General features: G+C 66.8%; 25 protein-coding genes. 15 read left to right on the forward strand and 10 right to left on the reverse strand.

The features are described 5' to 3' along the window. Positions 1-33 precede the first annotated feature (33 nt). From ispG to AC5P99_RS07875, 3 genes are all read left to right on the forward strand, one after another. Complete coding sequence (gene ispG, locus AC5P99_RS07865; RefSeq protein ID WP_005409065.1) at positions 34-1299, forward strand: flavodoxin-dependent (E)-4-hydroxy-3-methylbut-2-enyl-diphosphate synthase; 1266 nt, start codon at positions 34-36, stop codon at positions 1297-1299. After that, a complete protein-coding gene (locus AC5P99_RS07870; protein WP_005409066.1) occupies positions 1280-2029 on the forward strand; it encodes a phosphatase PAP2 family protein in 750 nt (249 codons plus the stop codon). The genes ispG and AC5P99_RS07870 overlap by 20 nt, the downstream gene beginning before the upstream one ends. A gap of 200 nt (positions 2030-2229) precedes the next feature. Continuing rightward, positions 2230-2877 (forward strand): response regulator, encoded by a 648-nt coding sequence (locus tag AC5P99_RS07875; protein ID WP_005409067.1) that lies wholly within the window; start codon positions 2230-2232, stop codon positions 2875-2877. A 331-nt stretch (positions 2878-3208) separates the two neighbouring features. On the opposite strand, the gene eda is transcribed toward AC5P99_RS07875, so the two are convergent. From eda to zwf, 5 genes are all read right to left on the reverse strand, one after another. Beyond that, positions 3209-3868 carry a bifunctional 4-hydroxy-2-oxoglutarate aldolase/2-dehydro-3-deoxy-phosphogluconate aldolase gene (gene eda / locus AC5P99_RS07880; RefSeq protein ID WP_005409068.1) on the reverse strand — a complete coding sequence of 220 codons (660 nt, stop codon included), beginning with the start codon at positions 3866-3868 and terminating at the stop codon, positions 3209-3211. A 206-nt stretch (positions 3869-4074) separates the two neighbouring features. Beyond that, the gene (edd, locus tag AC5P99_RS07885; RefSeq protein WP_087803259.1) at positions 4075-5991 is read right to left on the reverse strand and encodes a phosphogluconate dehydratase; all 1917 of its coding nucleotides are present in this window, start codon (positions 5989-5991) and stop codon (positions 4075-4077) included. 58 nt (positions 5992-6049) lie between these two features. Next, on the reverse strand, positions 6050-6772 hold the full coding sequence (pgl, locus tag AC5P99_RS07890) for a 6-phosphogluconolactonase (protein ID WP_495213017.1): 723 nt from the start codon (positions 6770-6772) through the stop codon (positions 6050-6052). Further along, positions 6769-7776: a glucokinase gene (glk, locus tag AC5P99_RS07895; protein ID WP_005412971.1), complete on the reverse strand. Its 1008-nt coding sequence runs from the start codon at positions 7774-7776 to the stop codon at positions 6769-6771. Before glk ends, pgl begins: the two co-directional genes overlap by 4 nt. Beyond that, positions 7773-9209 (reverse strand): glucose-6-phosphate dehydrogenase, encoded by a 1437-nt coding sequence (gene zwf, locus AC5P99_RS07900; protein WP_005409072.1) that lies wholly within the window; start codon positions 9207-9209, stop codon positions 7773-7775. The genes glk and zwf overlap by 4 nt, the downstream gene beginning before the upstream one ends. 352 nt (positions 9210-9561) lie before the next feature. On the opposite strand from zwf, the gene AC5P99_RS07905 reads away from it, so the two are divergent. Then, positions 9562-10644 (forward strand): ABC transporter ATP-binding protein, encoded by a 1083-nt coding sequence (locus AC5P99_RS07905; protein ID WP_005409073.1) that lies wholly within the window; start codon positions 9562-9564, stop codon positions 10642-10644. A 127-nt stretch (positions 10645-10771) separates the two neighbouring features. Here AC5P99_RS07905 and ygfZ read toward each other — a convergent pair whose 3' ends face one another. Next, a complete protein-coding gene (ygfZ, locus tag AC5P99_RS07910; protein WP_495213018.1) occupies positions 10772-11647 on the reverse strand; it encodes a CAF17-like 4Fe-4S cluster assembly/insertion protein YgfZ in 876 nt (291 codons plus the stop codon). Between the two features lie 39 nt (positions 11648-11686). On the opposite strand from ygfZ, the gene AC5P99_RS07915 reads away from it, so the two are divergent. From AC5P99_RS07915 to AC5P99_RS07960, 10 genes are all read left to right on the forward strand, one after another. Continuing rightward, a complete protein-coding gene (locus AC5P99_RS07915; protein WP_005409075.1) occupies positions 11687-11857 on the forward strand; it encodes a DUF1674 domain-containing protein in 171 nt (56 codons plus the stop codon). Between the two features lie 56 nt (positions 11858-11913). Then, complete coding sequence (gene sdhC / locus AC5P99_RS07920; protein WP_005409076.1) at positions 11914-12306, forward strand: succinate dehydrogenase, cytochrome b556 subunit; 393 nt, start codon at positions 11914-11916, stop codon at positions 12304-12306. After that, positions 12303-12689 carry a succinate dehydrogenase, hydrophobic membrane anchor protein gene (gene sdhD / locus AC5P99_RS07925; protein ID WP_005409077.1) on the forward strand — a complete coding sequence of 129 codons (387 nt, stop codon included), beginning with the start codon at positions 12303-12305 and terminating at the stop codon, positions 12687-12689. The genes sdhC and sdhD overlap by 4 nt, the downstream gene beginning before the upstream one ends. Before the next feature lie 31 nt (positions 12690-12720). Beyond that, complete coding sequence (gene sdhA / locus AC5P99_RS07930) at positions 12721-14511, forward strand: succinate dehydrogenase flavoprotein subunit (RefSeq protein ID WP_005409078.1); 1791 nt, start codon at positions 12721-12723, stop codon at positions 14509-14511. Between the two features lie 66 nt (positions 14512-14577). Then, on the forward strand, positions 14578-15363 hold the full coding sequence (locus AC5P99_RS07935; RefSeq protein WP_005409079.1) for a succinate dehydrogenase iron-sulfur subunit: 786 nt from the start codon (positions 14578-14580) through the stop codon (positions 15361-15363). 98 nt (positions 15364-15461) lie between these two features. Then, complete coding sequence (locus tag AC5P99_RS07940; protein ID WP_019661201.1) at positions 15462-15710, forward strand: FAD assembly factor SdhE; 249 nt, start codon at positions 15462-15464, stop codon at positions 15708-15710. Beyond that, entirely contained in the window at positions 15661-16110 is a 450-nt protein-coding gene (locus tag AC5P99_RS07945) for a hypothetical protein (protein ID WP_329753819.1), read from the forward strand. Before AC5P99_RS07940 ends, AC5P99_RS07945 begins: the two co-directional genes overlap by 50 nt. Before the next feature lie 23 nt (positions 16111-16133). Beyond that, entirely contained in the window at positions 16134-17375 is a 1242-nt protein-coding gene (locus AC5P99_RS07950; protein ID WP_495213019.1) for a lipoprotein-releasing ABC transporter permease subunit, read from the forward strand. After that, the gene (lolD, locus tag AC5P99_RS07955) at positions 17368-18081 is read left to right on the forward strand and encodes a lipoprotein-releasing ABC transporter ATP-binding protein LolD (protein WP_005409083.1); all 714 of its coding nucleotides are present in this window, start codon (positions 17368-17370) and stop codon (positions 18079-18081) included. The genes AC5P99_RS07950 and lolD overlap by 8 nt, the downstream gene beginning before the upstream one ends. A 221-nt stretch (positions 18082-18302) precedes the next feature. After that, positions 18303-18752: a DUF6491 family protein gene (locus AC5P99_RS07960; protein WP_005409084.1), complete on the forward strand. Its 450-nt coding sequence runs from the start codon at positions 18303-18305 to the stop codon at positions 18750-18752. Positions 18753-18826: 74 nt separating this feature from the next. Here the strand turns inward: AC5P99_RS07960 and AC5P99_RS07965 are convergent, their stop codons facing one another. The 3 genes from AC5P99_RS07965 to ftsY form a co-directional block, all read right to left on the reverse strand. Beyond that, a complete protein-coding gene (locus AC5P99_RS07965) occupies positions 18827-19096 on the reverse strand; it encodes an oxidative damage protection protein (protein WP_005409085.1) in 270 nt (89 codons plus the stop codon). 5 nt (positions 19097-19101) lie between these two features. Further along, positions 19102-20226, reverse strand: coding sequence for an A/G-specific adenine glycosylase (gene mutY, locus AC5P99_RS07970; protein ID WP_088437112.1), 1125 nt, complete (start codon positions 20224-20226; stop codon positions 19102-19104). Between the two features lie 84 nt (positions 20227-20310). Beyond that, the gene (gene ftsY, locus AC5P99_RS07975) at positions 20311-21627 is read right to left on the reverse strand and encodes a signal recognition particle-docking protein FtsY (protein ID WP_012479774.1); all 1317 of its coding nucleotides are present in this window, start codon (positions 21625-21627) and stop codon (positions 20311-20313) included. A 129-nt stretch (positions 21628-21756) separates the two neighbouring features. On the opposite strand from ftsY, the gene AC5P99_RS07980 reads away from it, so the two are divergent. Then, positions 21757-22056 carry a hypothetical protein gene (locus tag AC5P99_RS07980; protein ID WP_088437111.1) on the forward strand — a complete coding sequence of 100 codons (300 nt, stop codon included), beginning with the start codon at positions 21757-21759 and terminating at the stop codon, positions 22054-22056. A 196-nt stretch (positions 22057-22252) separates the two neighbouring features. Here the strand turns inward: AC5P99_RS07980 and htpG are convergent, their stop codons facing one another. Further along, positions 22253-24145, reverse strand: coding sequence for a molecular chaperone HtpG (gene htpG, locus AC5P99_RS07985; RefSeq protein WP_088437110.1), 1893 nt, complete (start codon positions 24143-24145; stop codon positions 22253-22255). Positions 24146-24718: the final 573 nt, after the last annotated feature.

Raw genomic sequence — 24718 nt, forward strand, 5'->3', positions numbered from 1 at the left:
CCCGAATGCAGGGCCGGGCGGTAGAATGCGCCCATGCACGACGCCGTCACCCGCCCGACTCCGCCCTCCGATGCCACTGCCTGGCCGCGCCGCCAGACCCATGCCGTCCAGATCGGCGGGGTCACCGTGGGCGGAGGCAAGCCGGTGGTGGTGCAGTCGATGACCAACACCGACACCTCCGACGTCGCCTCCAGCGTGAAGCAGGTGGCCGAGTTGTGGCGTGCCGGTTCGGAGATGGTGCGGCTGACCGTCAATACCGTGGAAGCCGCTGCGGCGATCCCGCGCATTGTCGACAAGCTGGCGATGATGGGCATCGACGTGCCGCTGATCGGCGATTTCCACTACAACGGCCACCAGCTGCTGACCGCCGAACCGGCATGTGCCGAAGCACTGGCCAAGTACCGCATCAACCCGGGCAACGTCGGCTTCGGCAAGAAGAAGGATCTGCAGTTCGCCCAGCTGATCGAATTCGCCATCCGTTACAACAAGCCGGTGCGCATCGGCGCCAACTGGGGCTCGCTGGACCAGGCCCTGGCGGCGAAGCTGATGGACGAGAACAACCTGCGCGAACAGCCCTGGGATGCCGGCCGCGTGCTGCGCGAGGCGCTGATCCGCTCGGCGCTGGATTCGGCCGAGCAGGCGGTGGAGCTGGGTCTGCCGCGCGATCGCATCGTGCTGTCGGCCAAGGTCAGTGGCGTGCAGGAGCTGATCGCGGTGTACCGCGACCTGGCGCAGCGCTCCGACTTCGCCCTGCACCTGGGCCTGACCGAGGCCGGTATCGGCAGCAAGGGCATCGTGGCATCGTCCGCGGCGCTGGGCGTGCTGCTGCAGGAAGGCATCGGTGACACCATCCGCATCTCGCTGACCCCGGAGCCGGGCCAGTCGCGAACGCAGGAAGTGATCGTCGCCCAGGAACTGCTGCAGACCACCGGCCAGCGTGCCTTCACGCCGCTGGTCACGGCCTGCCCGGGCTGCGGCCGTACCACCTCCGAGTTCTTCCAGGAGCTGGCCAAGGTGGTGCAGAACCACGTGCGCGAGAAGATGCCGCTGTGGAAGATCCACCACCCGGGGGCGGAGAACATGACCCTGGCGGTGATGGGCTGCATCGTCAACGGGCCGGGCGAATCGCGTCACGCCAACATCGGCATCTCGTTGCCGGGCACGGGTGAGACGCCTGCGGCGCCGGTGTTCGTCGATGGTGAGAAGAAGGTGACCCTGCGTGGCGACAACATCGCCCAGGAGTTCGTCGCCCTGATCGACGATTACGTCGAACACACGTATGTCCGAAGCGCCGGATAAGCCTGCGATCCTCGCCGCACCGGAGTCCGCCTCCGGCTTCCGCCACTGGATGGCGCGCAACGCCTGGCGCCTGGTCCTGTTGTTCGGTGGCGTGCTGCTGCCGTTGGCAGGCTTTGTTGCCCTGGCGGATGAAGTGCACGAGTTTGAATCGTTCCATTTCGACGCGCCCCTGCTGTGGCAGATGCATGGCCTGCATTCGCCGTGGCTGGACCGCTTCTTCGTGCTCATCTCGAAACTGGGCTACGAGTGGTTCCTGATCCCGGCCGACGTGCTGATCATCGGCGTGCTGCTGGGCTACCGGCGCTGGCGCGAGGCGACCTTCGTCGCGGTCAGCTTCGTAGGGTCGGCGCTGCTGAACATGGGCAGCAAGCAGTTCTTCCAGCGGCAGCGCCCCAGCCTGTGGGAATCGATCGCGCCGGAATCGACGTTCAGCTTCCCCAGCGGGCATGCGATGGGTTCGATGACCCTTGCCGTGACCTTGGTACTGCTCGCCTGGAACACCCGTTGGCGCTGGCCGGTACTGATGCTGGCACCCGCGTTCAGCCTGCTGGTAAGCGTGTCGCGGGTCTATCTGGGGGTGCACTACCCCTCCGACATCCTGGCCGGATGGTGTGCCGCGCTGGTTTGGGTGGTAGGGTGCTATCTGGTCATGTTCAGTCGCCGGCACCCTTGGCGACGTCACGGCCCGCCGCCAGCGAAGGCCAGCGAAGCACCAACACAGGGGGTTTGACGTGGATGGCCCTTGAGGGACGTCTACGTGATAGATCAGTTGTTTCGTTGCAGCAGGTTCTGCAAGACAGGGGGCAAGCACAACGCGCGGTACTGTGATGCGCAAGGCAGATCGCCGATGCCGCATTCCGGACGCGCTTGCAGGGTATCGGCACCCTGCCTAGCTTGACCTGCAATGGCCGCATTCGAAGAGGTACATGAATGACGATTCGAGTCTACCTGGTGGATGACCACGCGCTGGTCCGCACCGGTATGAAGATGATTCTGTCGGGGGAAACCGACATCGAGGTGGTGGGCGAAGCCGAGACCGGCGAAGACGCGCTGCGTGAAGTCCGCCAGCTGCTGCCGGATGTGGTGCTGTGCGACCTGCACCTGCCGGGCGTGAGCGGCATGGAAGTGACCGAGCGCATCGTCCGCAGCCACCGCAATACCCGCGTGGTGATCGTGTCGGTACTGGAAGACGGCCCGCTGCCCAAGCGCCTGCTCGAAGCCGGTGCGGCCGGTTACATCGGCAAGGGCTGCGATGCGCAGGAACTGCTGCGTGCGGTGCGTGATGTGGCGGCCGGTCGTCGCTACCTGGGCACCAGCATCGCGCAGAATCTGGCGCTGTCGACAGTGGAAGGCAATGGTTCGCCGTTCGACAACCTGTCGCCGCGCGAGCTTGAGGTGGCGCTGTTGCTGACCCAGGGCCTGCGCCAGGAAGACATCGCGCGGCGCCTGAGCCTGAGTGCGAAGACGGTGAACACGCACAAGGCGCGGTTGTTCGAGAAAATGGGGATCCACGACAACATCGCGCTGGCGCGGATGGCCAGCCAGTACGGGTTGGTGGATCCGGCACGGCCGCTGTAAGGGGTTCGGCCAACGGCTGAGCCCCTCGCGGTGTGCGGCAGGATTCGTGGGGTTGGCCCTGCGGAGGGATTGCGCAGGGGCGTAAGCGCCATGGATGGCGCGCCCGAGCCTCCAGGGATGGATTCACGGCGTCCCCTGCGCAATCCCTCCGCAGGGCCACGGACGGTTTCCGTGCGCCGCCACCGCGGAATTGAAGAAGGAAGAGCAGGAGCGGGTCGCGCGCTTTGCGCGCTCGTCGCCCGGGGTCGGATCCCTTTCCCGGTGGGAAAGGGCTCTGACCCCTGATGATGCCGGAGCCGAGCATGGGCTCGGCTCTGCACCTTTGTCGGGCTCAGTGGCCGCGTACGCGCTGGATGATCTTGGCGGCGTCTGCGGCGCTGGCGCGCACCTTGTCCCATTCGCCGTTGGCGATCCAGTTGCCCGGCACCATCCACGAACCACCGATGCAGACCACGTTCTTCTGCTCGAGGTATTCGGCGGCGGTGTTCTCGGTGATGCCGCCGGTCGGGCACAGCTTCAGGTCCGCCACCGGGCCGGCCAGTCCCTTGATCATTGCCAGGCCACCCACAGCCGTGGCCGGGAACAGCTTGCACACGCGGAAGCCGCGGGCGTAGAGCGACAGCAGTTCGGTCGGGGTGGCCGCACCCGGCACCACCGGCAGCGGTGCGGCGGCCAGTGCATCAGCCAGTGCCGGCGGCGTACCCGGGGTCACCAGGAAGTCCGCACCCGCATCGATCGACTGCTGCATCTGCTCCACGGTCAGCACCGTACCGGCACCCACCACCACGTCCGGCAGCTCGCGCTTGAGCATCGCCAATGCTTCCATCGCCACTGGCGTACGCAGGGTCAGCTCGATCGCCGGCAAGCCACCTTCCAGCAGCGCCGCACTGACCGCCCGCGCCTGGTCCAGCGTATGAATCGTCACCACCGGCAGGATGCCCGCCGCACGCAACAGCTCCGCCGCCTTCACCTGATGTTGTTCGATACCCATGCTTTTGCCCTTGCCTTTTGCTCTTCTTGATTCAGTGGCCGCAGCGCAAATGACGCGCCGGGAATTGTCCAAGGGCAGTAGAGCGCCCTGGCCGGGACCGTGAGCGGCATGGATGCCGCGACCGAGCCCCCATGGATGGGTTTACGGCGTGTCCCGGCCAGGGCGCTCTACTGCCCAGGCCGGGAAGCCTGCCGCGGCTTTTCGCTTCAGGCGTCCTTCGCCTCATGCGGCGCCGCCGCCGCCGCGGCATCGTGCCCCAGCTCATATTCCGCGTCATACTCCCACGGCCCGCCATCAGCCGCCGCCGGCCCGCACGAAATCGAAATCGCACCCTGATCAGCCGGACCCACCACGCGACGGTTGATCGCGAACAGGTTGCGGCCCAGATCATGCGCAGCCGGTGCTGTGTTCGGCGCCAGCGGACGTGCCGCCCATTCGGCCGCGTCCACCAGCACTTCCAGCGTGCCAGCCTCGCCATCCAGGCGGATCATGTCGCCCTCGCGGACCTTGGCCAGCGGACCGCCGCGTGCCGCTTCCGGCGTCACGTGGATCGCCGCCGGAATCTTGCCCGAGGCGCCGGACAGGCGACCGTCGGTGACCAGCGCCACGCGCCGGCCCTGGTTCTGCAGCAGGCCCAGCAGCGGCGCCAGCGAATGCAGTTCGGGCATGCCGTTGGCACGCGGGCCCTGGTAACGCACCACCGCCACGAAGTCCTGCGGCAGCAGGCCACCGGCGTGCAGCTTGTTCAGCACCTGCGGTGCATCGACCACCACGGCCGGCGCTTCGATCGTGCGGTACTGCGGCTTTACCGCCGACAGCTTGATCAGCGACTTGCCGAGGTTGCCGCGCAGCAGGCGCAGGCCGCCCTGGTGCTCGAACGGATTGTCGACGCCACGCACCACTTCGTCATCGGCGCTGCGTTCCAGGCCCGGCAGGTAGACCAGCTGGCCATCGCGCAGCTGCGGTTCGCGTGCGTAGTCGGGCATGCCGCCGCGCGCCACGCTGACCAGATCGCCGTGCATCAGGCCCGCCTTGATCAGCTCGCCGAACACGAACGCCGGGCCGCCAGCGGCCGCGAAGCGGTTCACGTCGGCCTCGCCGTTCGGATAGACGCGGGCCAGCAGCGGAATCAGCTGCGACAGTTCGTCGAAATCGTCCCAGGTCAGCACGATACCGGCGGCACGCGCCACTGCGATCCAGTGGATGGTGTGGTTGGTCGAACCGCCGGTGGCCATCAGCGCGATGACCGCGTTGATGATCGCGCGCTCGTCGATGATCCGGCCCAGCGGACGGAAGTCGTCGCCCAGTGCGGTGATGTCCAGTGCACGTTCGGTCGCCTCGCGGGTCAGCGCGTCGCGCAGCGGCGTGCCCGGATTGACGAACGACGCGCCCGGCAGCTGCACGCCCATCGCTTCCAGCAGCACCTGGTTGGAATTGGCGGTGCCGTAGAAGGTGCAGGTGCCGGCGCCGTGGTATGAGGCGGACTCGGCTTCCAGCAGCTCTTCGCGGGTGGCTTCGCCGGCGGCATAGCGCTCGCGCACTTCCGCCTTCTGCTTGTTGGGGATGCCCGGGGTCATCGGGCCGGCCGGCACGAACACCGCCGGCAGGTGGCCGAAGGCCAGCGCACCGATCAGCAGGCCGGGCACGATCTTGTCGCACACGCCTAGGTAGACGGTGCTGTCGAACATGTCATGGCTGAGGCCGATCGCCGTGGCCTGGGCAATGACATCGCGCGAGAACAGCGACAGTTCCATGCCGCCGCGGCCCTGGGTGACGCCGTCGCACATCGCCGGCACGCCGCCGGCCACCTGTGCCGTAGCACCGAGCTCGCGGGCGATCTCGCGGATCTGCTCGGGATAGGTCTCGAACGGCTGGTGCGCAGAGAGCATGTCGTTGTAGGCGGTGATGATGCCCAGGTTCGGCGTCACGCCGCCGCGCAGGCGACTCTTGTCGGTGCCGCCACAGGCGGCGAATCCGTGGGCGAGGTTGCCGCAGCTCAGGCGGCTGCGGAACGGGCCTTCGCGCAGGGAGGCGTCGATCGCGGCCAGGTAGGCGGCACGCGAGGCGGCGCTGCGGCGGATGACGCGCTCAGTGATGGCTTGCAGTTGCGGATGGAGGCTCATTGGCTACCGGCGTTCAAGGTGGCGAGAGGCAAGCGGCGGCAGGGCGCCGCCGCCGACATCAATCAGCCCAGTGGACGCGCAGGCGCGCGCCTTCCAGGTTGATCGCGTTGAGGATCGGGTACTGCTGGACGTCGTTGCTGTCCAACGCCTGGCGCAGCACCTGCAGCTTCTGCTTGCCGCGCAGCAGCAGCAGGCGCTGCCGGCATTGGCGCAGCCCATGCGGGGTCAGCGTGATGCGCAGCGGCCACTGGTTCGCGCCCGGGCAGCCGGTGGCATCCAGCGCGGCGTAGGGCAGGGTGCTTTCCAGTGCGCGGGCCAGGTCCTTCGAGCCGGGGAACAGCGAGGCGGTGTGGCCGTCGTTGCCCATGCCCAGTGCCACCAGGCTCGGCGGCTGGCTGTGCTGGGCTTGCAGGTTGGCGGTGTACACACATTCCGGCAGGGGTTTGCCAATGCGCACCAGCGGATCGAAATGCGCACCCTCGGCGCGCTTGAGCAGGTGCTCGCGCACCAGCCATGCGTTGCTGTCGCGATCCTGCGGCGACAGCCAGCGCTCGTCGGCCAGGCTCACTTCAACCCGGTCCCAGTGCACGTCCAGTTCGGCCAGCGCCTGGTAGACCGGTGCTGGCGTGGTGCCGCCGGACAACAGGATGCGGGCGCGGCCCACTTCATTGATGTCGTGGTTGAGGGTCTGCGCCATCTCGGCGGCTACCGCTTCGATCCAGCCGTCGGCATCGCCGTGGTGGATGAACTCGACGCGGTCGTCGTGGAAGGTGGGGCTCATGCGGCAACTCCAGGTGCGTCACGTTCGGCATCGGCGGCATAGGCGGCGGCGCCCAGCAGTCCGGCATGGGGATGCATCACGGCCAGCGACGGCACCCGCGCCATGATCGAAGAGAACCGCCCCTTGTGTTCGAAGCGCTGGCGGAACCCGGAGTGCTGCAGCGAATCGAGCATCTTCGGGGTCAGTCCACCGGTGAGGAACACGCCGTCCCAGGCGCCCTGGGTCAGTACCAGGTCGCCGGCAATGGCGCCGAACACGGCGCAGAACACATCGACGGTGCGCATTGCCTGCGGATCGCCATGCAGGGCGCGGGCGGTCACGTCCACCGGCTGCAGCTGGCCCGGGTCGATACCGGCCATCTCGCACACCGCGCGATGGATGTTGACCAGGCCGGGGCCACAGATCAGGCGCTCATTGGAGACGCGGCCGAACTGCTCGGACAGGATCTCCAGGATGCGGATCTCCTCCGGCGTTCCCGGCGGGAAGCTGACATGGCCGCCTTCGGTTTCCAGCGGGTAGCAGCGGCCGTGGCGCAGGATCAGGCCACCGACGCCGAGCCCGGTACCAGGCCCGATCACCGCATAGTTGCGTGGCTGGCCCGGCTTGCCCGGCACCCAGGCGGCGCCACCGACCTGGACCACGTCCTCGGGCTGCAGCAGCGAGATCGCCATTGCCTGTGCGGCGAAGTCGTTGATCAGGTGCAGCTCGTCGAAACCGAGCATCGCAGCGGTGCGGCTGCGCGAGATCACCCACGGATGATTGGTGATGCGTGCCTCGTCACCGTCTACGCGACCGGCCACCGCGAACACGCCGCGGCTGGCGGCAGCGCCGATCTGCTCAAGGTGATGGCGGGCGGCATCGCCAAGCGACGGGAACTCCGCCACTGCGTACTCGCGGATGCTCTCCTTCAGCAATGGCGCGTCCAGCGAGGTGTCGGCCAGGGCGAAGCGGGCGTTGGTGCCACCGATGTCGGCGACCAGCACCGGCTGCGAGTTGGCACTCATGCCGACGCCTCGCTGTCCGGTGCGTCCACGCCCTGCGGCAGGAACTCCGTTGCGTTGCTCGGGCCCCATTGGCCGGCGGGATAGGGTTCCAGCGGCAGCTTGGCCTCCTTCCAGGCGTCGGCCACGCTGTCGATCCACGCCCAGGCGGCGCGCACTTCGTCGTCACGCACGAACAAGGTGTGGTTGCCGTTGAACGCATCCAGGAACAGGCGTTCGTACGCGATGCGGCGATGCAGGCCGGTCGGCACCGACAGTTCCAGTTCCAGCGGATGCAGTTCCAGCGCGCCCCATTCCGGGCCGGCCAGACTGCTCATCAGGCCCAGTTCGATGTTCTCCTGCGGCTGCAGCTGGAACACCAGGCGGTTCGGTGCGGCCTGCGCGCGCTGCGGGCGCTCGAACAGCCAGTGGGTGACCGGCTTCAGCGTGACCACCACGCGGGTGGTGCGCTCGGGCAGGCGCTTGCCGGTGACCAAGTGGAACGGCACGCCGCTCCAGCGCCAGTTGTCGATGTGCGCGGTGACGCCGGCGAAGGTTTCCACGTCGCTGCCTTCCGGCGGCTGGTAGGCCTGCGCCGGCTGGCCGTTGATGGTGCCGGCGGTATAGCGGCCGCGGATGCTGTCACGCGCGGCGTGCCTGGCATCGAGCGGACGCAGCGCGCGCAGCACCTTGACCTTCTCGTCGCGGATGCGATCGGCTTCCAGCGAGGCCGGCGGCTCCATCGCCACCATGCACAGCAGCTGCAGGATGTGGCTCTGCACCATGTCGCGCAGCGCGCCGGAGCGGGCGTAGTAGGCGTCGCGGCCATCCACGCCTTCGCTCTCGGCCACCAGGATGTGCACCGATTCGATGTAGTTGCGGTTCCATACCGCTTCCAGCAGCGTATTGCCGAAGCGCAGGGCGATCAGGTTCTGCACCGCCGCCTTGCCCAGGTAGTGGTCGAGACGGAACACACGGTCCTCGTCGATCCACTGGCCGATGGTGCTGATGATTTCCTCGGCGCTCTCGCTGTCGCTGCCGATCGGCTTCTCCAGCATCAGGCGTGCCGGCGCGGCGAGGGCGCCACCCTTGGCCAGGCCTTCGCAGGTGGAGATGTACAGGCCCGGCGGAATGGCCAGGTAGCTGACGCACTTGCGATGCACCAGATCGGAGACGGCGGCGGCGACAGAGTCGACGTCGCGCAGGTCGACCGAACGGTAGTCGATGCGGCGCAGCAGGCCGTTGATGTCGTCCTGCGAGGCCATCGGCATGGCCTGCTGCAGGCGCGGGCGCAGGATGTCATGGAAGGCTTCGGTGTCATGCCCGGACAACGCCAGTGCGCGGATGCGGAAGTCCTCCGGCAGCAGGCCGTCGCCAAGCAGGCGAAGCAGCGAAGGGAACAGGTAGCGCTGGGCCAGATCACCTGTGGCACCGAACAGGAAGAGGGTGTCGTGCATCGCTCGAGTTTCAGATCCGGGTGACATCGTTGTCAATCGCTTCATGGCTGGGTTCGGGGGACATCCGCGCAACTGCCTGTCCGAGGTTCGTTGGGGGCGTTCTCCGGGGCACCGGAAGACCGTTCCATTCGAAACCACTACCCCGGCGGAACCTTCGTTCAACCGCCGACGCAGATCGGTGCGCACCGATCATCGGATAGTGCCACGTGAAAACGTTTACATGGCAGAATGGGCAACTGTATTCGATTGCAGTGCTCGCCGTCATGCGGCAAGCGCGCAATCATCACTGCCATCGGGAGGGCCGAGGCAGTCCCAAAAGACAGCCCGGCTTCGGGCGGACCGGATAGGTGATATGGCAAAAGTGCAGTTGCAGGGTGTGCGCAAGGTCTATGACAACGGCCAGGTTGCGGTGAAGGACGCCACCTTCGAGGTCGCCGACGGCGAGCTGATGGTGCTGGTCGGTCCCTCCGGCTGTGGCAAGTCGACCCTGCTGCGGATGGTGGCTGGCCTGGAAGAGATCAGCGGCGGCACGCTGACCATCGGTGATCGCGTGGTCAACGATGTGGCGCCGAAGGATCGCGACATCGCGATGGTGTTCCAGAGCTACGCGCTGTACCCGCACATGACCGTGGCCGAGAACCTGGCCTTCGGCCTGAAGCTGCGCGGGCATGACAAGGCGACCATCGACAAGCGCATCGCCGAGGCGGCGCAGACGCTGGGCCTGACCGAGATGATGGACAAGCTGCCCAAGGCCATGTCCGGCGGCCAGCGCCAGCGTGTTGCGCTGGGCCGGGCGCTGGTGCGCGAGCCGGCGGTGTTCCTGCTTGACGAGCCGCTGTCCAATCTGGATGCCAAGCTGCGCCACAGCGTGCGTACCGAAATCGCGCAGCTGCACCGCAAGCTGGGCACCACCATGATCTACGTGACGCACGATCAGGTCGAGGCGATGACCCTGGGCCAGCGCATCGTGGTGCTGAAGGACGGCATCATCCAGCAGATCGATACGCCGATGGCGCTGTACGACCGTCCTGCCAATCTGTTCGTGGCCGGCTTCCTCGGCAGCCCGGCGATGAACGTTCTGCGCGGCACGCTGCAGGGCGATGCCGGCGGCGTGACCGTGGTCGACGGCGACTGGCGTGCACCGCTGGGCCAGGCCACGATCGATCCGGCGTGGCTGCAGAAGCCGATCGCGGTGGGCGTGCGTCCGGAGCACCTGCAGCCGGCCAGCGCCGATGATGCGCATGCGTTCACCGCGCGCATCGAAGGCATCGAGCCGGTCGGCAACGAGATCTTCGTGAATCTGAGCAGTGGCCAGCACGCGCTGACCATGCGCGTGGCGCCGCAGGCGCTGCCGGCGGTGGGCGAGCAGATCCGCGTGGCGATCCACCCGCAGGGCCTGCATTTCTTCAGCGCGGAAACCGGCGAGCGCCTGTAACGGGTAGTGCCGGCCGCTGGTCGGCAGCCTCAACCGTGCTTGGTTGCCGGCCAGCGGCCGGCACTACCATTTCAGGCGTGCGGACCAACGGTCCGCACCCACCAGTGCAGATCCCCACCAACCTGCTTCAGCGTGCCAATCCATCCAGCAACGGCACGCGCTGCGCGATGGCATCACCCACCTGCAGGTCAGCATCACCGGCCTCCAGTGGCAGCACCGCCAGTGCCAGGTCGCCGGCCACGCAGGCGATCGTGCCCAGCGCCGCGCCATCCTGCTGCACGCCATCGCCGGCCTGCGTCGGTGCCGCGGTATGCAGCAACTGCACCGCGCGCTTGGCTTTGCCGAGGAAGTGGGTGCGGGCGACGATTTCCTGGCCTGGATAGCAGCCCTTCTTCACGCTGTAGCCGTTCAGGCGGTCCAGGCCCAGCTGCTGCGGGGTCCACACCTCGCGCTGGCCTTCTTCCAGTCGCGGCAGCCCGTAGCGCAGGTCGGCCTGGCGCCAGGCCAGGGCGAAAGCGGCCTCATCGGTTTCGCTGCCGGCCGCAAAGGCATCGGCGGCGCCGATGCGCAGGGTGCGCGGCAGGGCATCGCTGCCCAGGTCCAGTTCCCAGCCATCACCTGCGGCCTGCGCAATCGCGGCGCCGCTGGCGGCCTCGGGCGCAGTGAATGCCCCGGCCGCCGCCAGATCATCGCGCACCAGCACCTTCACCTTGCGGCGGAACACGAAGCGCTGCAGTTGCGACGCAATCGCATCGGCATCGCCATCCGCCAGCACCAGCATCAGGTGGTCGTCGGCCAACCGCAGCAGCTGGAACACCGCCAGGGTGCGGCCCTTGGCGCTCAACCAGGCACTCCACTGCCAGTGCAGCAGGGGCAGGGCGGTGACATCGCTGCTGAACTGGGCGTGGGCAAAGACAGCCGCATCCGGGCCCTGCAGGCTCAGCAGCTGGTGGCCGGGCAGGCGCGGATATCCGACGAAAGCAGGGGGCAGGTTGTCAGGCACGTGAACGAGGTCTAAAATTTGTGCGTTGCGAGACCGAACATGATAGGCCAAACAACCCCCACTCCCGACGACGAATCTGAAGCCCCGCTGGTCCCCGCGGCACCCGTGCCCGTGGAACAGGAAAAAGCAGAAGAATTCGGCGGCCGCGGCGGACTTGATCCGGTGCGGTATGGCGATTGGGAGAAAAACGGACGCTGCATCGATTTCTGATCAGCATTGAGCCAACGCGGCCGCGTGCCGCCCAGCCGAGACAACGAGCCCAGCGAATGGCGACCAGACAACGCCCACTTTCCCCGCACCTTCAGGTGTATCGCTGGCAGATTCAGATGGCCACCTCGATCCTGCATCGAGCCACTGGCGTCTTTCTGTCTGTTGGTGCCCTCATCATCGCTGCCGGCCTGCTGGCCCTGATGATGGGGCCCGAGTCCTGGAACTGCTTCACCGGCCATGCCGGGGCCTGGTATGGCCGCGTGTTCCTGTTCGCGTGGACATGGTCGTTCGCCTATCACCTGTGCAATGGCATCCGCCATGTGGTGCAGGACTTCGCCATCGGCTTCAGCATCCCCGCCTTCATCCGCAGCAGCTGGCTGTCGGTCACCGGCAGCCTGGTGATCACCCTGCTGGTGTGGGCCTATGTGATGTTCGGAGGTGCCGCGTGAGCAAGTTCCGTACCCCGTTGAAGAACGTGCGTGGCCTTGGCTCGGCCAAGACCGGCACCGAGCACTTCGTGCATCAGCGCCTGACCGCCGCCGCGCTGGTGGTGCTGGGTATCTGGTTCCTGGTCTTCGTGCTGGGCCTGCTGGGCTCGGACTACGCGACCGCCGCCGCCGCCGTGGCCAAGCCGTGGAACGCAGTGCCGCTGATCGGCCTGCTGATCGCCATGTTCTGGCACGCGCAGCTCGGCATGCAGGTCGTGCTGGAAGACTACATCCACGAATCGCTGCTGGCCCTGGTGCTGCAGACCGCGGTGAAGTTCGTCGCCGTGCTCGGCATGATCGTCAGTGTGTTTGCGGTGGGCCGCATCGCCCTCGGCGTTGCCTGAGCCCAGGCACCAACACAGGAATCCAGATTAGATGTCCGCTTACAAGATCACCGAACACAAGTACGACATGGTCGTGGTCGGCGCCGGCGGCGCCGGCCTGCGCGCCACGTTCGGCCTGGCCGCCAAGGGCCTGCAGACCGTGTGCCTGACCAAGGTCTTCCCGACCCGTTCGCACACCGTTGCCGCCCAGGGCGGTATCTCGGCCGCACTCGCCAACATGGGCGAAGACGACTGGCGCTACCACTTCTTCGACACCATCAAGGGGTCGGACTGGCTGGGCGACCAGGACGCCATCGAGTACATGTGCCGTGAGGCCATCCCGGCCATCATCGAGCTCGAACACTACGGCGTGCCGTTCTCGCGCACCGCCGAAGGCAAGATCTACCAGCGTCCGTTCGGTGGCATGACCACCAAGTACGGCGAAGGCCCGGCGGCGCAGCGTACCTGCGCGGCGGCCGACCGTACCGGCCACGCGATGCTGCACACCCTGTACCAGCAGTCGCTGAAGCACGATGCGCGCTTCATGATCGAGTACTTCGCGCTCGACCTGATCTTCGACGACGAAGGCGCCTGCCGCGGCGTGCTGGCCCTGGACATGTCCGACGGCACCCTGCACCTGTTCCGCGCCCAGGGCGTGGTACTGGCCACCGGCGGCTACGGCCGTGCCTACTTCAGCGCCACCTCGGCGCACACCTGCACCGGCGACGGTGGCGGCCTGGCCATGCGTGCCGGCATCGCCATGCAGGACATGGAGTTCGTGCAGTTCCACCCGACCGGCATCTACGGCGCCGGCTGCCTGATCACCGAGGGTGTCCGCGGTGAAGGTGGCATCCTGCGCAACAGCAGCGGCGAGCGCTTCATGGAGCGCTACGCGCCGCACTACAAGGACCTGGCCTCGCGCGACGTGGTCAGCCGTTCGATGACCATCGAGATCCGCGAAGGCCGCGGCGTCGGCGAGCACAAGGACCACATCCTGCTCGACCTGACCCACCTCGGCCCGGGCGTGATCGACGACAAGCTGCCGGGCATCGCCGAAAGCGCCCGCATCTTCGCTGGCGTCGACGTGCACAAGCAGCCGATCCCGGTCATCCCGACCGTGCACTACAACATGGGCGGCATCCCGACCAACTACCACGGCGAAGTGGTGCAGAAGGTCGGCGACAACGACAATGCCGTGGTGCCGGGCCTGTACGCCATCGGTGAAGCGGCCTGCGTGTCCGTGCACGGCGCCAACCGACTGGGCTCGAACTCGCTGCTGGACCTGGTGGTGTTCGGTCGTGCGGTGGCCAACCGCTGCGCCGAGACCATCAAGCCGGGCGCATCGCACAAGCCGCTGCCGGCCGATGCCTGCGACAAGGCGCTGGGCCTGCTGGACAAACTGCGCCACGCCAACGGCGATACCCCGACCTCGGTCATCCGCGATCGCATGCAGCGCACCATGCAGGCCGACGCGGCCGTCTTCCGCACCAGCCAGACGCTGAAGGAAGGCTGCGAGAAGATGGACAAGATCTTCGACTCGTTCCAGGACGTGAAGGTCTCCGACCGTTCGCTGGTGTGGAACTCGGACCTGATCGAGACCTACGAGCTGAACAACCTGCTGCTCAACGCGGTGGCGACGATCAACTCGGCCGAACAGCGCAAGGAAAGCCGTGGTGCGCATGCGCACGAGGACTATCCGGACCGCGACGACGTCAACTGGCAGAAGCACACCCTGGTCAGCGTCGACGAGAAGGGCAAGTGCAGCTTCGACTACCGTCCGGTGCACATGTACACGTTGACCGACGACGTGTCCGTGGTGCCGCCGAAGCCGCGCGTGTACTGATTCGACCCCGCCTACCATGCAATCCGCGCCCACGGGCGCGGGCCGCCTGAGCCAACGAGAGCAGCCATGGCCGAGTTTTCACTCCCCAAGAATTCCAAGATCACGAAGGGCAAGCACTTCCCCGTCAAGAACGGCGGCAAGAATGTGCGCACCTTCAAGATCTACCGCTGGAGTCCGGACGACGACAGCAACCCGCGCACCGATACCTATGAGGTCGATCTGGATGCCTGTGGCCCGATGGTCCTGGACGCCCTGATCAAGATCAAGAACGAGATCGACCCGACCCTGACCTTCCGCCGCTCGTGCCGCGAAGGCATCTGTGGTTCGTGCGCGATGAACATCGACGGCACCAACACCCTGGCCTGCACCCGAGCCATCTCGGACTGCGGCAAGAAGGAAGTGCCGATCTACCCGTTGCCGCACATGAACGTGGTCAAGGATCTGGTTCCGGACCTGACCCACTTCTACGCGCAGTACGCCTCGATCAAGCCGTGGATCCGCACCCAGACCCCGGCACCGCCGGACCGCGAGCGCCTGCAGTCGCCGGAAGACCGCAAGAAGCTGGACGGCCTGTACGAGTGCATCCTGTGCGCCTGCTGCTCGACCAGCTGCCCGAGCTACTGGTGGAACGGCGAACGTTACCTGGGCCCGGCAATCCTGCTGCAGGCCTACCGCTGGATCATCGACTCGCGCGATGAGGACACCGGTGCGCGCCTGGACGATCTGGAAGATCCGTTCAAGCTGTACCGCTGCCACACCATCATGAACTGCGCCCGCACCTGCCCGAAGGGCCTGAACCCGGCGCTGGCCATCGCCGAGATCAAGAAGCTGATGATGGAACGCCGCGCCTGATCAGGCCTGGCTGTACCCGGTAGAGCCACGCCATGCGTGGCTGCACCACCTCAGTAGAGCCACGCCATGCGTGGCTTTGCTGTATCTGGAGAAGCACGATGGAAGAAGACGTTCTGCTGAAGAAGCTGCGCTGGCGCTGCCGCCGCGGCATGCGTGAGCTGGATCAGCTGTTCGAGCGCTATCTCGACCACGAATGGCGCACTGCGCCGACCGAAGAGCGCGAGGTTTTCCTGTTCCTGCTCGACTGCGAGGACGATAAGTTGTGGCGCTGGTTCATGGGCTACGAGGCCTGTCCGCATGCGCACGCGATCCCCCTCATGCAGAAGATCCTCACCCTCAAGCCTTGAGTGGCGCCCTTCGAGGCTGCAGGCCGCCGCTCAGTTGGCGGTGCTGCTGGCCGCACCCTGGCTGTTGCGTGCATCGGATCTGCCGCCCAGGCTGCTGACGCCGGCGGTGTTGCTGGCCTGTGGCATCGGGTTGGCCGAACTGGCCTGGCGCCAGCGCAGGCCGCGCGTGCAGGTGCTTCTGCCGGTACCGCCCGAGCCGCTGCAGGTGGCCGGGCAGGACGTCGATGCACCACAACTGATCGTGCGTGGGCCGTGGCTGTTGTTGCTCTGGCGTGAGGATCGGTGCCGCCGGCGCCTGCTGTTCTGGCCCGATGTGCTCGATTCCAGGCAGCGACGTGAACTGCGACTGGCCGTGGCCGCACGCGGCGTTTCCCGTAGGCCCCGGTCGATGGCACCATAAGCTGAATTGACCGGCGTGCCTGCATGTTCAAACCCATTCCCGTGGCCATTGGCCTGCGCTACCTGCGTGCCAAGCGCCGCAACGGCTTCATCTCCTTCATCTCGATGGCATCGATCCTGGGCATCGCGCTCGGCGTTACGGTGCTGATCACCACCTTGGCCGTCATGAGCGGTTTCCAGAAGGAAATCCGCAGCCGTCTGCTGCAGATGACCGCGCACACCACCATCAGCCGCGACGGCGAACCGATGCCGGACTGGATGCGGGTGGTCGACGTGGCCAGGAAGGACCCGCGTGTGGCCGGCGCCGCACCGTACATCGAGATCCAGTCGATGATCAGCGGCCCGCGCGTGCAGGGCGCGATCATCCAGGGCATCGATCCGGCGCTGGAGCCGAACGTCTCGGTGATCGACAAGAAGATCACCAAGGGCAGCTATGACAGCCTCAAGCCGGGCAGCTTCAACGTGCTGCTGGGCAAAGAGCTGGCGGTCTGGCTGGGCGTGGACGTTGGCGACCAGGTGCTGGTGACCTTTGCAGAAGTGCAGGGCACGCCTGCTGGCGCAGTGCCGCGGATGAAACGCTTCACCGTCAGCGGCATCTTCGAGGCCGGCTACAACGACGTCGACCGCGGCGTCGGCTTCGCCAACATGCAGGACCTGGAGCGCGTGCTGCGTTCCGATGGCGCTACCGGCGTGCGGCTGAAACTGCACGACATGGACCGCTCGCTGGAAGTGGGCGTGGACCTGGCGCAGAGCCTCGGCGGCGCGTACCGGGTCAGTGACTGGACCCAGCAGAACGCCAACCTCTACCACTCGCTGCGCATGGAGAAGGTAGTGATGGGCATCCTGCTGTCGCTGATCATCGCCATGGGCGCTTTCAACCTGGTGTCGTCGCAGGTGATGCTGGTCACCGACAAGCAGGCCGACATCGCCATCCTGCGCACCCTTGGCCTGACTCCGGGCGGGGTGATGCAGGTGTTCATGGTGCAGGGTTCGCTGATCGGCATCTTCGGCACGCTGGCCGGCCTGATCGGCGGCATCACCCTGACCCTCAATCTGGAACGCATCCTCGGCGCCATCGAGAGCGTGTTCAACGTCAAGCTGCTGCCGGAGGATGTGTACTACATCACCGGCCTGCCGACCGACATGCAGACCGGCGACGTGGTGGCGATCACCGTGGTCGCGCTGCTGATGAGCTTCCTGGCCACCCTGTATCCCGCCTGGCGGGCAGCACGCACCCAGCCGGCGGAGGCCCTGCGCTATGAATAAGGTCTTCAACCGCGGCGACGAAGTGATCCGCGCCGAAGCACTGGGCAAGACCTACGCTGAAGGGCGCATGCAGACCCCGGTGTTCGATGGCCTGGACCTGACCGTGACCGCCGGCGAGACGGTGGCGATCATCGGTGCCTCCGGCGCCGGCAAGAGCACGCTGCTGCACCTGCTGGGCGGCCTGGACATTCCAACCGCCGGCGAGGTCTACGTGACCGGGCAGCGCATGTCGGCGCTGTCGGATACCGCGCGCGGTCTGCTGCGCAACCAGGCGCTGGGCTTCGTCTACCAGTTCCATCACCTGCTGCCGGAGTTCACCGCGCTGGAAAACGTGATGATGCCGGTACTGCTGGCTGGCACTGCGGTAGCAGAAGCGAGCAGCCGGGCCACCACGCTGCTGGAAGCGGTCGGCCTCGGCCACCGCCTGGATCACAAGCCGGGCGAGCTGTCTGGTGGTGAGCGGCAGCGTGCTGCGGTGGCGCGGGCACTGGTCAATCACCCGGCCTGCGTGCTGGGTGACGAGCCGACCGGCAACCTGGATGACCGCACGGCCGCCACGGTGTTCGAGCTGATGCTGGAACTGAATCGTGCGCGTCACACCAGCCTGGTGCTGGTCACCCACGACCGCAGCCTGGCGCGCCGCCTCGACCGGGTGCTGGAGCTGCGCGAAGGGCGCTTGCACGCACTGGCCCACGCCGACGTCTGAGGCGCCGGGGCCGCTTTGGTGGAAGCCGACCCTGGTCGGCTGCTCCTGCAGGGCAGGCGCCAACCAAGGTTGGTGACTTCCGGAATCCGGGGCCTTGGGTCTGCTTGGGTAGAGGTCGGCCTTGGTCCACCGCCGACCAGCGCCTGAATGGGGCTGTCGGTCGTCGCGCCGCCGTTGCCGGCCCGGGCGCATGATGGCGACAGTTCCCCGAGGAGATCGCCATGAAGACCCCGTTCCTGGTGGCCGGACTCTGCCTGGCGCTGGCCGCGTGTGCGACCACTGGCCGGCTCAGCAGCGCCGAGAAGCTTGACCTGTACCGTGCCCACGCCGGCGCGCCGCAGAACGACATGCAGTTCTTCGGCACCCTCAATGGCTGGACTGAGCTGGGTGACAGCGCGCTTGCGGTATGGACGCGTCCCAGCGAGGCCTACCTGCTGGAGTTGAGGGGGCCCTGCCAGGACCTGCCATATGCCACCGCCATCGGCCTGACCAGCCAGATGAATCGTGTTTCGGCGCGTTTCGACAAGGTGCTGGTGCGCGACCCTACCGGCGGCCCGCGCCTGCCGTGTTTCATCGACAGCATCCGCAAGCTGGATGTGAAGGCACTACGCGCTTCCGAGCAGGAGCTGCGCCAGGCGCAGGTGCAGGAGCGCGAGGAAAACACGAAATAGCGCGGTAGTGCCGGCCGCTGGCCGGCATCGCGCAGATGCCAGGTTGCCGGCCAGCGCCCGGCACTACCTGTGCGTCAGGCTTCCGGAGTGAAGCCGGCCGGCTTTTGCGCGTCCTTCTCGAACAGGAACTTGACCAGTTCGCCTTCAAGGAACGCGCGATGTTCCGGCGTACGCGGCGACAGGCGGTTCTCGTTGATCAGCATGGTCTGGTGCGCCAGCCACGCAGCCCAGGCCTGCTTGCCGATGTTGTTGAAGATGCGCTGGCCCAGCTCGCCGGGATAGGGCACGAAGTCCAGGCCCTCGGCATCGCGTTGTTCGTACTGGCAGAAAACGGTTCGGGGCATGGCACTCACTCGTGGTTGCGGGGTTTCTTGGAAGTTCGTTCTGGCGTCTTGATCGTCGCGCCGTCGAGCAGTTTGCGGATCGGCGCGGGCAGGCCCAGCGCGCGCAGTTCATCGTAGGCGACCCAGCGCAACGTGGGTTCTTTCACGCGCAGGCCGTTCACTTGGCGCGACAGTACCTGCAGGTGCAGCCTGTAGTGACTGAAGGTGTGCTGCAGCACTGGCAGCTCCTCGGCGTCTTCCAGCGAACCTTCAACATGCGCATCGAACCAGTCCTGCAGGTCGCTGCCGGCCTCGGCCTGCGGCAGCGTCCACAGCTGCGCCCAGATGCCGGTGTCCGGCCGCTTCTGCAGCAGCACGCGCTGCTGGGGGTCGCGCAGCAGCAGGGCCACTGCTTCGCGCTCGGGCAGGGTCTTGCTGGGCTTGGGCGTGGGTAGTTCAGCGGTGCGGCCTTCGCGGCGCGCCACGCACGCGTCCTGCAGCGGGCAGATCACGCAGGCGGGTCTGGCGCGGCTGCACACGGTCGCGCCCAGGTCCATCTGCGCCTGGGTGTAATCGGCCACGCGTCCGGCCGGCACCTGCGCCACGTGCGCCTCGGCGATCGCCCACAACTGCTTCTCGATGGCCGGAAGGCCCGGGAAGCCGTCGATGCCGTGGTAGCGGCTGAGCACCCGCTTGACGTTGCCATCGAGGATCGCGAACGGGTCGTTCCAGGCCTGGCTGAGGATCGCACCGGCGGTGCTGCGGCCGATGCCGGGCAGGGCATGCAGCGCGTCGAAGTCACGTGGCAGGTCGCCGTCGTGCAGTTCCACGCAGCGCTTGGCTGCCGCGTGCAGGTTGCGTGCGCGGGCGTAGTAGCCGAGCCCGGCCCACTGCGCCATCACCGCGTCATTGCTGGCGGCGGCGAGGTCGGGCAGGGTCGGGAAGTGCTGCAGGAACCGCTGGAAGTACGGGATGACCGTACTCACCTGGGTCTGCTGCAGCATGATTTCCGACAACCAGACCCGATAGGGGCTGCGCGGATGCTGCCAGGGCAGGTCGTGGCGACCGTGGTCGTCGAACCAATGCAGCAGGTGGGTGACGAAGTCGTCGGTCTGCGTGGTTCCGGCGCTGGCGTGCGGCTGGCGGGGCATCGGTATTCCGGAGGTGGGCAGCCACCCATGGGGTGGCTCTACCGGGCTGCAGTAGAGCCACGCCAAGCGTGGCTGCACGGTCTATCAGGCACCCAGCGCTTCGGGCAGCAGGGCGTCAACGAAGGCTTCCGGATCGAATACGCGCAGGTCTTCCGGGCGCTCGCCGATGCCGGCGAAACGGATCGGAATGCCGAACTCGCGGGCCAGCGCGAACACCACGCCGCCCTTGGCAGTGCCGTCCAGCTTGGTCACCACCAGGCCGGTCACGTTCACCGCTGCATTGAACTGGCGCAGCTGCGACAGCGCGTTCTGGCCGGTGGTGCCGTCGATCACCATCAGTACTTCGTGCGGTGCAGTGGCGTCGATCTTGCCGAGCACGCGGCGGATCTTGCCCAGCTCGTTCATCAGGCCGGACTGGGTGTGCAGGCGGCCGGCGGTATCGGCGATCAGCACCGAGGTGCCGCGGGCCTTGCCGGCCTGCAGCGCATCGAATGCCACCGAAGCGGCATCGGCGTTCTGCCCTTGGGCGACCACGGCCACGCCGTTGCGCTCGCCCCAGGCCTGGAGCTGTGCGACGGCGGCGGCGCGGAAGGTGTCGCCGGCGGCCAGCATCAGGCTGTGGCCTTCATCCTTGAAACGCTTGGCCAGCTTGCCGATGGTGGTGGTCTTGCCAACGCCGTTGACGCCGACGGTAAGCACCACGAAGGGCTTGGCATTGCGGTCGATCACCAGCGGCTTGGCCACCGGCTGCAGGATCGCGATCAGCTCGGCGCGCAGCGCGGCCAGCAGCGCATTTGCATCTGCGAACTCACGCGACTTCATGCGCTTGCGCAGGCCCTCGACCAGGTCGGTGGTGGCACCCACGCCGACGTCGGCGGTGATCAGGGCGGTTTCCAGCTCGTCCAGCAGGTCGTCGTCGAGTTTTGGGTTGCGCGAGAACAGGCCACCGAAGCTGCGCGCGATGACGCTGTTGCGCAGGCGTTCGCGCCAGCCGGGCTTGCCGGCAGGTGCCGGAGCAGCGTCGACCGAGGCGGCAGCAGGCAGGTCGTCGGTGACCGGTGCCGGGGTGGGCTCGGGCAGCGGTGCGGGTGCCGGTTCGATGGCCGGGGTCGCGATGGGGGCGACGTCGATCTGCGCCGTCGGCGCAGGAGCTGCCGGAACCGCTGCGGCTGGGGCCGGAATCGCCGGGGTGGGCTCGACAGCGACCGGAACGGCGGTTGCCGGGGGCGGCTCGACCGGTGCAGGCTCGGCCGGTACGGCTACCGGTGCCGGCTCCTTGTCCTCGACCGGCGCGGCCGACGGAAACGCCGCCGCCAGCTCTTCAGCCGAGTAGTGCTGGGTCTTGGGTGCCTCCGTTGCGGGGGCATCCTGGGGCTTCTTGCGGCGGAAAAAACTGAGCATTGGCAAAAGGCGCTGAAATCAGAGGGATATGCTACCACTCAGGCCTGTCGGGCCGATGTGGACTCAAGGTCGCGGCCGGCCGGCCGTTAACCGGTGCGGAGGGCTGCGCAGGGCGGTCCGGAGACCGCCATGAACAACGTGATGGGAATCGCCCTCGGCGGGATGCGTGCGGCCCAGCAGGGCGTGCAGGTGGCCGCGCACAACGTGGCCAACCTGGCGACTCCTGATGCCCAACCCCTGCAGCTGCAACGCAGTACGGTGGAGCAGGGCGGGGTGCAGGCCGCGGTGACCCCTACCGGCACCGATGGCAATGCACCACTGGGTGATCTGCTGGCAGCGAAAGCCGAGGTGGTGGCTTTCGCTTCCAACGCCGCGGTGATCCGACGCCAGGACCAGATGCTCGGCTCGCTGCTGGATCGCGAGGCCTGAGCCTCCCGGCTTTCGCGGGTGTCAACCTTGGTTGACAGGCTCGACCCGCCTGGTAGATGCCAATCCTGGTTGGCACTCACCACCCGCCCCGGTAGGTGCCAACCTTGTTGGCACGCTTTTTGGGCGCCAACCGAGGTTGGCCTCTACCAGAGCATCGCCGGGTAAGCCGGGCCATGCCCGGCGACCACCTTGTCGATCAGGCTGACAGCTCCAGCAGCAGCTTGTTCAGGCGCGCCACATAGGCGCCCGGATCCTTCAGGCTGTCGCCGGCGGCCAATGCAGCCTGGTCGAACAGCACCCGGCCCAGATCGTCGAAACGCGCGCCATCGGCTTCAGCATCCAGCTTGGCGATCAGCGGATGGCCCGGGTTGATCTCCAGCACCGGCTTGCTGTCCGGCACCTTCTGCCCGCTGGCCTCCAGGATCTGGCGCATCTGCAGGCCCAGGTCCTGTTCGCCGATGGCCAGCACCGCCGGCGAATCGGTCAGGCGGTGCGAGACGCGCACGTCGGCCACGTCATCGCCCAGCACCGTCTTCAGGCGCTCGACCAGGCCCTGCTTGTCCTTGGCCGCTGCTTCCTGTTCCTGCTTGTCCGCTTCGGTTTCCAGCGCGCCCAGGTCGAGGTCGCCGCGGGCGATGTCGACGAAGCCCTTGCCGTCGAAATCGGTCAGGTAGCCCATCAGCCACTCGTCGATGCGGTCGGTCAGCAGCAGCACTTCCACGCCCTTCTTGCGGAACACTTCCAGGTGCGGGCTGTTGCGCACCTGGCTGTAGCTCTCGCCGGTCAGGTAGTAGATCTTGTCCTGGCCTTCGGCCATGCGGCCGAGGTAGTCAGCCAGCGACACGTTCTGCGCATCGCCGTCGCCACGGGTGGAGGCGAAGCGCAGCAGGCCGGCCACCTTCTCGCGGTTGTTGTAGTCCTCGGCCGGGCCTTCCTTCAGCACCTGGCCGAATTCCTTCCAGAACGTGGCGTACTGCTCCGGCTTGTCTGTGGCCAGCTTTTCCAGCATGTCCAGCGAGCGCTTGGTCAGCGCGGCCTTCATCGAATCGATGACCGGACCGGACTGCAGGATCTCGCGCGAGACGTTCAGCGACAGGTCGTTGGAATCGACCACGCCCTTGATGAAGCGCAGGTACAGCGGCAGGAACTGCTCGGCCTGGTCCATCACGAACACGCGCTGCACGTACAGCTTCAGGCCCTTGGGCGCATCGCGGTGATACAGGTCGAACGGCGCGCGGCCGGGCACGTACAGCAGCGAGGTGTACTCCAGCTTGCCTTCGACCTTGTTGTGGCTCCACGCCAGCGGATCGCTGTGGTCGTGTGCCACGTGCTTGTAGAACTCGGTGTACTCGGCGTCGCTGATCTCGGTGCGCGGGCGGGTCCACAGCGCGCTGGCGCGATTGACGGTTTCCCATTCGACCGCGCCGCCTTCTTCGCCACCTTCCTTCGGCATCTGGATCGGCAGGCCGATATGGTCCGAATACTTCTTGAGGATGCCGCGCAGGCGCCAGCCATCGGCGAAATCGTGCTCGCCGTCCTTCAGGTGCAGCACGATGCGGGTGCCGCGCTCGGCCTTGTCGATGGTGGCCACTTCGAAATCGCCTTCGCCGCGCGAGGTCCAGCGCACGCCTTCGCCTGCACCCAGGCCGGCGCGGCGCGAGGTCACTTCCACTTGGTCTGCAACGATGAAGGCACTGTAGAAGCCGACGCCGAACTGGCCGATCAGCTGCGAATCCTTTTTCTGGTCGCCGGACAGCTGGCGGAGGAAATCGCCGGTGCCGGACTTGGCGATCGTGCCGAGATGGGCAATTGCCTCGGCGCGGCTCATGCCGATGCCGTTGTCTTCGATGGTGATGGTGTGGGCGGCGGGGTCGAAGCTGACGCGCACGCGCAGCTCGCTGTCACCTTCAAGCAGGGCCGGCTGGGTCAGGGCTTCGAAGCGCAGCTTGTCGGCAGCGTCAGCGGCGTTGGAGACCAGCTCGCGCAGGAAGATCTCCTTGTTGGAGTACAGCGAGTGGATCATCAGCTGCAGCAGCTGCTTGACTTCGGTCTGGAAGCCAAGGGTTTCGGTCTGGGTGGTCTCGGTCATCGATAGGGCTCCATGTGCAATGCCGCGCCAGCGCGTGCGGCCTCGCCAAGGGGTAGGGGTGATTGTCCCGAAATCAAGGGGTTGTTCGGCAGGGCTTGCAGCCCTGCACCTGCAGAGGCCGATGCAACAGCAACAGCAACATCAACAGCAGCAGCGGGCTATCCGTGGGATGGCGGGGCGGTGTGGGTTGGCAGGACACGCCGTGAACCCATCCATGGGGGCTCGATGGCGCCATCCATGGCGCCAACGGTCCTGCCAACCCACACCGCCCCGCCTCTGACAGGTTCACGCGGCTGTTGGCAGGTGTCGACCTTGGTCGACACCTCTGTCAGATATCGAAATAAAACTGGGGTCAGATCCGTTTTCCGCAGGAAAACGGATCTGACCCCAAGAGACCTTCCGGCAGATCGCAGGAAACTGTCGAAGGCGGGGTGGGTCCGGTTGAGGGGGCGTGAGCCGCATGGATGCGGCGACCGAGCTTACATGGACGTACTTGCAGCGTCCCCCTCGACCGGACCCACCCCGCCAACCCACGGATATCCGGCTTTTGCCGTTGCTTCGGCCGTTGCCGTG

The sequence above is a fragment of the Stenotrophomonas sp. YJH_SMC_80 genome, from assembly GCF_059372495.1.

Coding starts and splice junctions, on each gene's coding strand:
- ispG (WP_005409065.1), top strand. CDS start 34: ATGCACGACGCCGTCACCCGCCCGACTCCGCCCTCCGATGCCACTGCC.
- AC5P99_RS07870 (WP_005409066.1), top strand. CDS start 1,280: ATGTCCGAAGCGCCGGATAAGCCTGCGATCCTCGCCGCACCGGAGTCC.
- AC5P99_RS07875 (WP_005409067.1), top strand. CDS start 2,230: ATGACGATTCGAGTCTACCTGGTGGATGACCACGCGCTGGTCCGCACC.
- eda (WP_005409068.1), bottom strand. CDS start 3,868: ATGGGTATCGAACAACATCAGGTGAAGGCGGCGGAGCTGTTGCGTGCG.
- edd (WP_087803259.1), bottom strand. CDS start 5,991: ATGAGCCTCCATCCGCAACTGCAAGCCATCACTGAGCGCGTCATCCGC.
- pgl (WP_495213017.1), bottom strand. CDS start 6,772: ATGAGCCCCACCTTCCACGACGACCGCGTCGAGTTCATCCACCACGGC.
- glk (WP_005412971.1), bottom strand. CDS start 7,776: ATGAGTGCCAACTCGCAGCCGGTGCTGGTCGCCGACATCGGTGGCACC.
- zwf (WP_005409072.1), bottom strand. CDS start 9,209: ATGCACGACACCCTCTTCCTGTTCGGTGCCACAGGTGATCTGGCCCAG.
- AC5P99_RS07905 (WP_005409073.1), top strand. CDS start 9,562: ATGGCAAAAGTGCAGTTGCAGGGTGTGCGCAAGGTCTATGACAACGGC.
- AC5P99_RS07915 (WP_005409075.1), top strand. CDS start 11,687: ATGATAGGCCAAACAACCCCCACTCCCGACGACGAATCTGAAGCCCCG.
- sdhC (WP_005409076.1), top strand. CDS start 11,914: ATGGCGACCAGACAACGCCCACTTTCCCCGCACCTTCAGGTGTATCGC.
- sdhA (WP_005409078.1), top strand. CDS start 12,721: ATGTCCGCTTACAAGATCACCGAACACAAGTACGACATGGTCGTGGTC.
- AC5P99_RS07935 (WP_005409079.1), top strand. CDS start 14,578: ATGGCCGAGTTTTCACTCCCCAAGAATTCCAAGATCACGAAGGGCAAG.
- AC5P99_RS07940 (WP_019661201.1), top strand. CDS start 15,462: ATGGAAGAAGACGTTCTGCTGAAGAAGCTGCGCTGGCGCTGCCGCCGC.
- AC5P99_RS07945 (WP_329753819.1), top strand. CDS start 15,661: ATGCGCACGCGATCCCCCTCATGCAGAAGATCCTCACCCTCAAGCCTT.
- AC5P99_RS07950 (WP_495213019.1), top strand. CDS start 16,134: ATGTTCAAACCCATTCCCGTGGCCATTGGCCTGCGCTACCTGCGTGCC.
- lolD (WP_005409083.1), top strand. CDS start 17,368: ATGAATAAGGTCTTCAACCGCGGCGACGAAGTGATCCGCGCCGAAGCA.
- AC5P99_RS07960 (WP_005409084.1), top strand. CDS start 18,303: ATGAAGACCCCGTTCCTGGTGGCCGGACTCTGCCTGGCGCTGGCCGCG.
- AC5P99_RS07965 (WP_005409085.1), bottom strand. CDS start 19,096: ATGCCCCGAACCGTTTTCTGCCAGTACGAACAACGCGATGCCGAGGGC.
- mutY (WP_088437112.1), bottom strand. CDS start 20,226: ATGCCCCGCCAGCCGCACGCCAGCGCCGGAACCACGCAGACCGACGAC.
- ftsY (WP_012479774.1), bottom strand. CDS start 21,627: ATGCTCAGTTTTTTCCGCCGCAAGAAGCCCCAGGATGCCCCCGCAACG.
- AC5P99_RS07980 (WP_088437111.1), top strand. CDS start 21,757: ATGAACAACGTGATGGGAATCGCCCTCGGCGGGATGCGTGCGGCCCAG.
- htpG (WP_088437110.1), bottom strand. CDS start 24,145: ATGACCGAGACCACCCAGACCGAAACCCTTGGCTTCCAGACCGAAGTC.